Source organism: Nonomuraea lactucae, assembly GCF_003313395.1.
Lineage (GTDB): Bacteria > Actinomycetota > Actinomycetes > Streptosporangiales > Streptosporangiaceae > Nonomuraea > Nonomuraea lactucae.
Genome location: NZ_QNFZ01000805.1, coordinates 1 through 5,284, shown reverse-complemented (window position 1 = coordinate 5,284; position 5,284 = coordinate 1). Strand labels below are relative to the sequence as shown.

The 5,284-nt window shown below is 70.1% G+C and carries 5 protein-coding genes; 3 read left to right on the top strand and 2 right to left on the bottom strand.

The window, feature by feature from the left end:
* Positions 1-566 (top strand): hypothetical protein (locus DQW85_RS46100; RefSeq protein WP_205315468.1); only part of this gene is annotated, 566 nt, incomplete at its 5' end.
* Positions 567-590: 24 nt separating this feature from the next.
* Here the strand turns inward: DQW85_RS46100 and DQW85_RS28115 are convergent.
* Together DQW85_RS28115 and DQW85_RS28110 are read right to left on the bottom strand one after the other, a co-directional pair.
* Entirely contained in the window at positions 591-1,616 is a 1,026-nt protein-coding gene (locus tag DQW85_RS28115; RefSeq protein WP_113702901.1) for a LacI family DNA-binding transcriptional regulator, read from the bottom strand.
* A complete protein-coding gene (locus DQW85_RS28110; protein WP_113702900.1) occupies positions 1,613-3,082 on the bottom strand; it encodes an alpha-amylase family glycosyl hydrolase in 1,470 nt (489 codons plus the stop codon). The genes DQW85_RS28115 and DQW85_RS28110 overlap by 4 nt, the downstream gene beginning before the upstream one ends.
* Before the next feature lie 227 nt (positions 3,083-3,309).
* Here DQW85_RS28110 and DQW85_RS28105 point away from each other — a divergent pair, with 227 nt between their 5' ends.
* Together DQW85_RS28105 and DQW85_RS28100 are read left to right on the top strand one after the other, a co-directional pair.
* Positions 3,310-4,593: an ABC transporter ATP-binding protein gene (locus DQW85_RS28105; protein ID WP_113702899.1), complete on the top strand. Its 1,284-nt coding sequence runs from the start codon at positions 3,310-3,312 to the stop codon at positions 4,591-4,593.
* Positions 4,594-4,727: 134 nt separating this feature from the next.
* The coding region (locus DQW85_RS28100; RefSeq protein ID WP_162795438.1) for a cyclase family protein at positions 4,728-5,284 on the top strand (557 nt) is incomplete at its 3' end.

Genomic DNA, 5,284 nt, shown 5'->3' with positions numbered 1-5,284 from the left:
GGGGCTCTTCTACTTGTCGATCAAGACCTCCCGCACGGCATGCCCGCGACCTGCGGCTTCAGGTTGGAAAACACTCACTGCCTGGGCTCGCCCTTGCCTGCGCGACGCTCGCAATCGGTGTCGCGCCCGTCCAAGCCTCTACGGAGAACGCCGCCGGAAGAGTCCAGCTCGTACTGAAGGAGAAGAACTTTCGGGATCAGTGCATGGGGGTGGATAAAGAATCGGCCGACATGTATCTCCGCGCGGTCAGTTGCGACAACCCGAGGTACTACAAGGAGTGGATCATAAAGCGTGTAGGTGACCGCCAGAAGCTCGTGCTCGATGCCCAGGTCGAGAGTTTGCCAACCCAATGCGCCAGCCGGCTCGGCCCCGCTCTCCGCACTTACAAGTGTATTGAGAATGAACGTCGCCAGTTGTGGCTCCGCGACGGGTCAGGAAAAATCTTCAGGGACGAAGAAGACCTCGTGCTCACAGGTTGGCACTCGGAAAAAGTCACCCTCGAGAGGCCTGCTCCAAAGTATTCCGAAAAGGCGTACAAGCAGGAGTGGTGGATTCGCAACGTCTAGCCCCGACTTGACCTGCGGCCGGCGTCAGCGGTTGACCAGGGGGCCCGAGCCGGTGGAGCCGCGCACGACCAGCTCCGGCTGGAAGATCAGCTCGACGTGCTTGGCGGGAGCCCCGTTGACCTCTTCGAGCAGCGTCTGGACGGCCGCCGACGCCATCGCGCCGATCGGCTTGCGCACGGTCGTCAGGGGCGGGTCGGTGAACGCGATCAGCGGCGAGTCGTCGAACCCCACCACCGACACCTCCCCCGGCACGGACAGCCCCTTCTCGCGGCAGGCCCGGATCGCTCCCAGCGCCATCAGGTCGCTCGCGCAGACGACGCCCGTGCACCCGCGCGCCAGCAGTTGCGCGGTGGCCGCCTGCCCGCCCTCCACGGAGAACAGCGAGCTGGCGATGAGGTCGTCGACGTCGGTGGCGCCGAGCAGGTGGGACATGGCCTGCTTGTAGCCCTCGATCTTCCTGATCACCGGCACGAACCTGCGCGGGCCCAGCGCCAGGCCGATCCGCTCGTGCCCGAGGTCCACGAGGTGCTGCACGGCCAGGCGCGTGGCGAGCCGGTCGTCGGGTGAGATGAACGGGGCCTCGATCTGCTGGTTGTAGCCGTCGACCAGCACGATCGGCAGCCCGCGGTCGGTCAGGCGGGTGTAGCGATCCATCCGGGCCGTGGTGTCGGCGTGCAGGCCGGACACGAACACGATGCCGCTCACCCCGCGGTCCACGAGCAGCTCGGTGAACTCGTCCTCGGGCGCGCCGCCCGGCAGCTGCGTGCACAGCACGGGCGTGTAGCCGTGCTGGGTGAGCGCCTTCTCGATGGCCTGGGCGAACGCCGGGAAGATCGGGTTGTCGAGCTCCGGCGTGACCAGGCCGATCAGCCCGTTGCTGCGCTGGCGCAGCCGCGGCGGGCGTTCGTAGCCCATGAGGTCGAGCGCGGCCATGACCGCCTGCCGGGTGGCGTAGGAGACCCCGGGCTTGCCGTTGAGCACCCGGCTGACCGTGGCCTCGCTCACGCCGGCCTGGGCGGCGATGTCAGCGAGCCGCGCGTGACCGTTCATGGCAGACACTTTACTTTCCACCACGCCGCGGAGTCGGGCGCACCCGGCTCGGCGGAGGCGAGCAGCAGCTCGCCCTCGACGCGGAGGGGGGCGGGCGCGCCGGTGACGTTCACCGCGCACAACAGGTCGCCTCGGGAGAAGACCAGCGTGCCCTCGGGAGAGTCGTGCCAGACCAGCTCTCCCTCGATCGACCGCCGCAGCCGCAGCGCCCGGCGGTACAGCTCGAACGTCGATCCGGGGGCGCCGCGCTGGGCTTCCGCGCTCAGCTCGGCCCACTCGGCCGGGATCGGCAGCCACGGGTCGCGCCAGCCGGAGTCGCGGGTCCACGGGATCGGCACCCGGCAGCCGTCGCGTCCGCTGCCGGCGTCACGCAGCCGCTGCGGGTCCCGGAGCAGGTCGTTGGGCAGGTCGAGCACCTCGGGCAGGCCGAGCTCCTCACCCTGGTAGACGTAGGCGGAGCCGGGCAGCGCCAGCGCGAGCAGCGCGGCGGCGCGCCCCCTCGACAGGCTGCCGTAGCGGGTGACGTGCCGCTTGACGTCGTGGTTGGACAGGACCCAGGTGCAGGGCGCGCCGACCGACCCCGCGGTGGCCAGCGACTCGTCGATCACCTGGCGCAGGGCGGCGGCGTCCCAGGGGGCGAACAGGAAGTGGAAGTTGAACGCCTGGTGCATCTCGTCCGGCCGGACGTAGCGGGCGAGCCGCTCGGGCGTGGGCGCCCACGCCTCGGCCACCCCGATGCGGGAGCCGGGGTAGGAGTCGAGCAGGCGCCGCCACGAGCGGTGGATGTCGTGGACGCCGTCGTCGTCGAAGTACGGCAGGGCCTCGGCGCCGATCATGCGGGCCTGGCCGGGGCGGCCCACGTCGGGCAGGCCGGCCGGCTTGACCATGCCGTGCGCCACGTCCACGCGGAACCCGTCGGCGCCCAGGTCGAGCCAGAACCGCAGGATCGACTCGAACTCGGCGCGCACGTCGGGGTTGTCCCAGTTGAGGTCGGGCTGCGAGGAGTCGAACAGGTGCAGGTACCACTGCCCGTCCTCCACCCGCGTCCAGGCCGGTCCGCCGAAGACCGACTCCCAGTCGTTGGGCTCGTCGCGGAAGATGTAGCGGTCGCGGTGCCGGCCGCGCAGTGCCTCCTGGAACCACGGGTGGTCCGAGGAGGTGTGGTTCGGCACGATGTCCAGGATCACCCGCAGGCCGGCGCCGTGCGCCTCGTCGATCAGCGCCTTGGCGTCCGCCAGCGTCCCGAACAGGGGGTCGACGTCCCGGTGGTCGGCCACGTCGTAGCCGAAGTCGGCCATCGGCGAGCGGTAGAACGGCGTCAGCCAGATGGCGTCCACGCCCAGCTCCGCCAGGTACGGCAGGCGCTCGCGGACCCCGGCGAGGTCGCCGACGCCGTCGCCGTCGCCGTCGGCGAAGCTGCGCACGTACACCTGGTAGATCACGGCGTCACGCCACCACGCGGTCATGCTCCCCCCAACAGGTCCCCGATCATGAAAGCCATTGCCGCAAGTTTACGCAAGCGATTCCAAGGCCATCCATGTCCGGATTCTCAGAGGCTATGGACCGAAAACCTGTCCGAAACCACGACGGTTGGAGATCTTTCATGGCAAGGGTGGACACGGGGTGTACATGCGCGATGTACTACCTCTTCCATCAGCCCGTCACAGGTGACACGCGCGCAAGGTGTAAGCCCATGAGCTCAGTCGTTCTCGACAAGGTGACCAAGGTTTACCCAGGCGATCATCTGGCGGTGGATCGGTTGAGCCTGCGGGCCGAAAACGGCGAGTTCCTGGTCCTGCTCGGACCGTCAGGCTGCGGCAAGTCGACGCTCTTGCGCATGATCGCGGGGCTGGAGGAGATCACCCAGGGCGATCTGTGGCTGGACGGCGAGCTGGCCAACCATCTCGCCCCCCGCGACCGCGACGTCGCCATGGTGTTCCAGAACGGCGCCCTCTACCCGCACCGCACCGTCCGCGGCAACATCTCCTTCCCCTTGGAGATCGCCAAGTCGGACCCGGCGAAGGTCCGCGAGCGCGTCATCGAACTCTCCAAGGCCCTGCACATCGAGGAGACCCTCGACCGCCGGCCCGGCACGCTCTCCGGCGGCCAGCGGCAGCGGGTCGCGATGGGCCGGGCGATCGTCCGGCAGCCCAAGCTGTTCCTCATGGACGAGCCGCTGTCCAACCTCGACGCGGGTATGCGCACCGAGCTGCGCATGGAGATCTCCGCGCTGGTCAGGTCGCTGGGCGTCACGACGATCTACGTGACGCACGACCAGGTGGAGGCGCTCACGCTGGCCGACCGGATCGCCATCCTCAACCGCGGGGTCCTGCAGGACGTCGGCACCCCGGCCCAGATCTACAACGACCCGGCGACGGCGTTCGTGGCCGCGTTCCTCAACTCCCAGCAGCTCAACCTGCTGGCGGCGACGGTCCACACGCCGCAGAACCAGTACGTCCTGCTGGACTTCGGGCCGCACCGGCTGATGGTCCCTTGGAGCGATCCCCGGGCGTACGCCATCTCCCAGCACGTCGGCGGTCGCGTGCTGATCGGCCTGCGGCCCGACGGGCTCGCGCCGGTGCCGGAGTCGTACGACGGTCCCGCCTTCTACGGGCGGGTGCGGACCCTGGAGTACCACGGCCACGAGTGGCTCGCCTACGTCGAGTGCGGCGTGCCCGCCGTGCCCGTGCCCGAGCCGCCGGACCCGCACACCCGCGCCAACGGCCACCAGAACGGATCTGGCGGGCTCGGCTCGATGCTGCGCCGCCTGATGCGCCAGCGGGAGGAGCCGGTCACGCAGGACGAGCCGGACGGCCAGCCGCAGGGCAGCGGCATCCACCGCCGCGCCGACCTCATCGTCCGGCTGGGCGTCCGGCCGGTCTGGCGGGCGGGCGACGCCGCCAAGGTGGGGGTGGACATGTCCCGAATGATGATCTTCACGACGGACGGCGCCCGCATCGACCCGCCCCGGCGGTGACCCTCCCCTCCGCTCACCGGCGCGCGTCGCCGGACTGTCGGCGACCGTAAATATGCGGATCAACCGGCGAACGTGGGACGAATGTGTACTGTCTGGATCAACATTCTTCCCCCGACGGTCTGGAGCCGGTCGAGATGTCGCTGTGGAAGGCACTGGAGGGCGGCGCGCGGGTGCTTGACCTCGGGCAGCCGATGCGCAACGGCATGCCGCAGTCGCCCAACCACCCGCCGTTCCGGATGGCGCTGGAGCGGCGGCACGGCGACGTGGTCAGGCCGGACGGCGGCTCGGCCGCGAACGAGGTCATCGTCACGGGCGGGCATGTCGGCACCCACGTGGACGCGCTCGCGCACGTCTCGCAGGACGGGCTCCTGCACGGCGGGCGGCCCGCGGCCGAGGTGATGTCGCACGAAGGGTTCGGCGCGCTCGGCATCGACGCCTTCGACCCGTACGTGGGCCGGTGCGTGCTGCTCGACGTGGCCTCCGCGCACGGGGTGGACACGCTGCCGCCCGGCTACGAGGTCACCGCCGGCGACCTGGAGCGGGCCGCCGGCGACCTGGAGATCCGCGAGGGTGACGCCGTGCTGGTGGGGACCGGATGGTCGCGCCTGTGGTCGTCCGGAGAGGAGTTCGCGGGGCGGCGGGACGGCGTTCCCGGCCCGGGCGTGGGCGCGGCGCGCTGGCTGGCCGCCCG

Excerpts from the sequence above, each read along its gene's own strand:
- DQW85_RS28110 (WP_113702900.1), bottom strand. The coding sequence starts at position 3,082 with ATGACCGCGTGGTGGCGTGACGCCGTGATCTACCAGGTGTACGTGCGC.
- DQW85_RS28115 (WP_113702901.1), bottom strand. The coding sequence starts at position 1,616 with ATGAACGGTCACGCGCGGCTCGCTGACATCGCCGCCCAGGCCGGCGTG.
- DQW85_RS28105 (WP_113702899.1), top strand. The coding sequence starts at position 3,310 with ATGAGCTCAGTCGTTCTCGACAAGGTGACCAAGGTTTACCCAGGCGAT.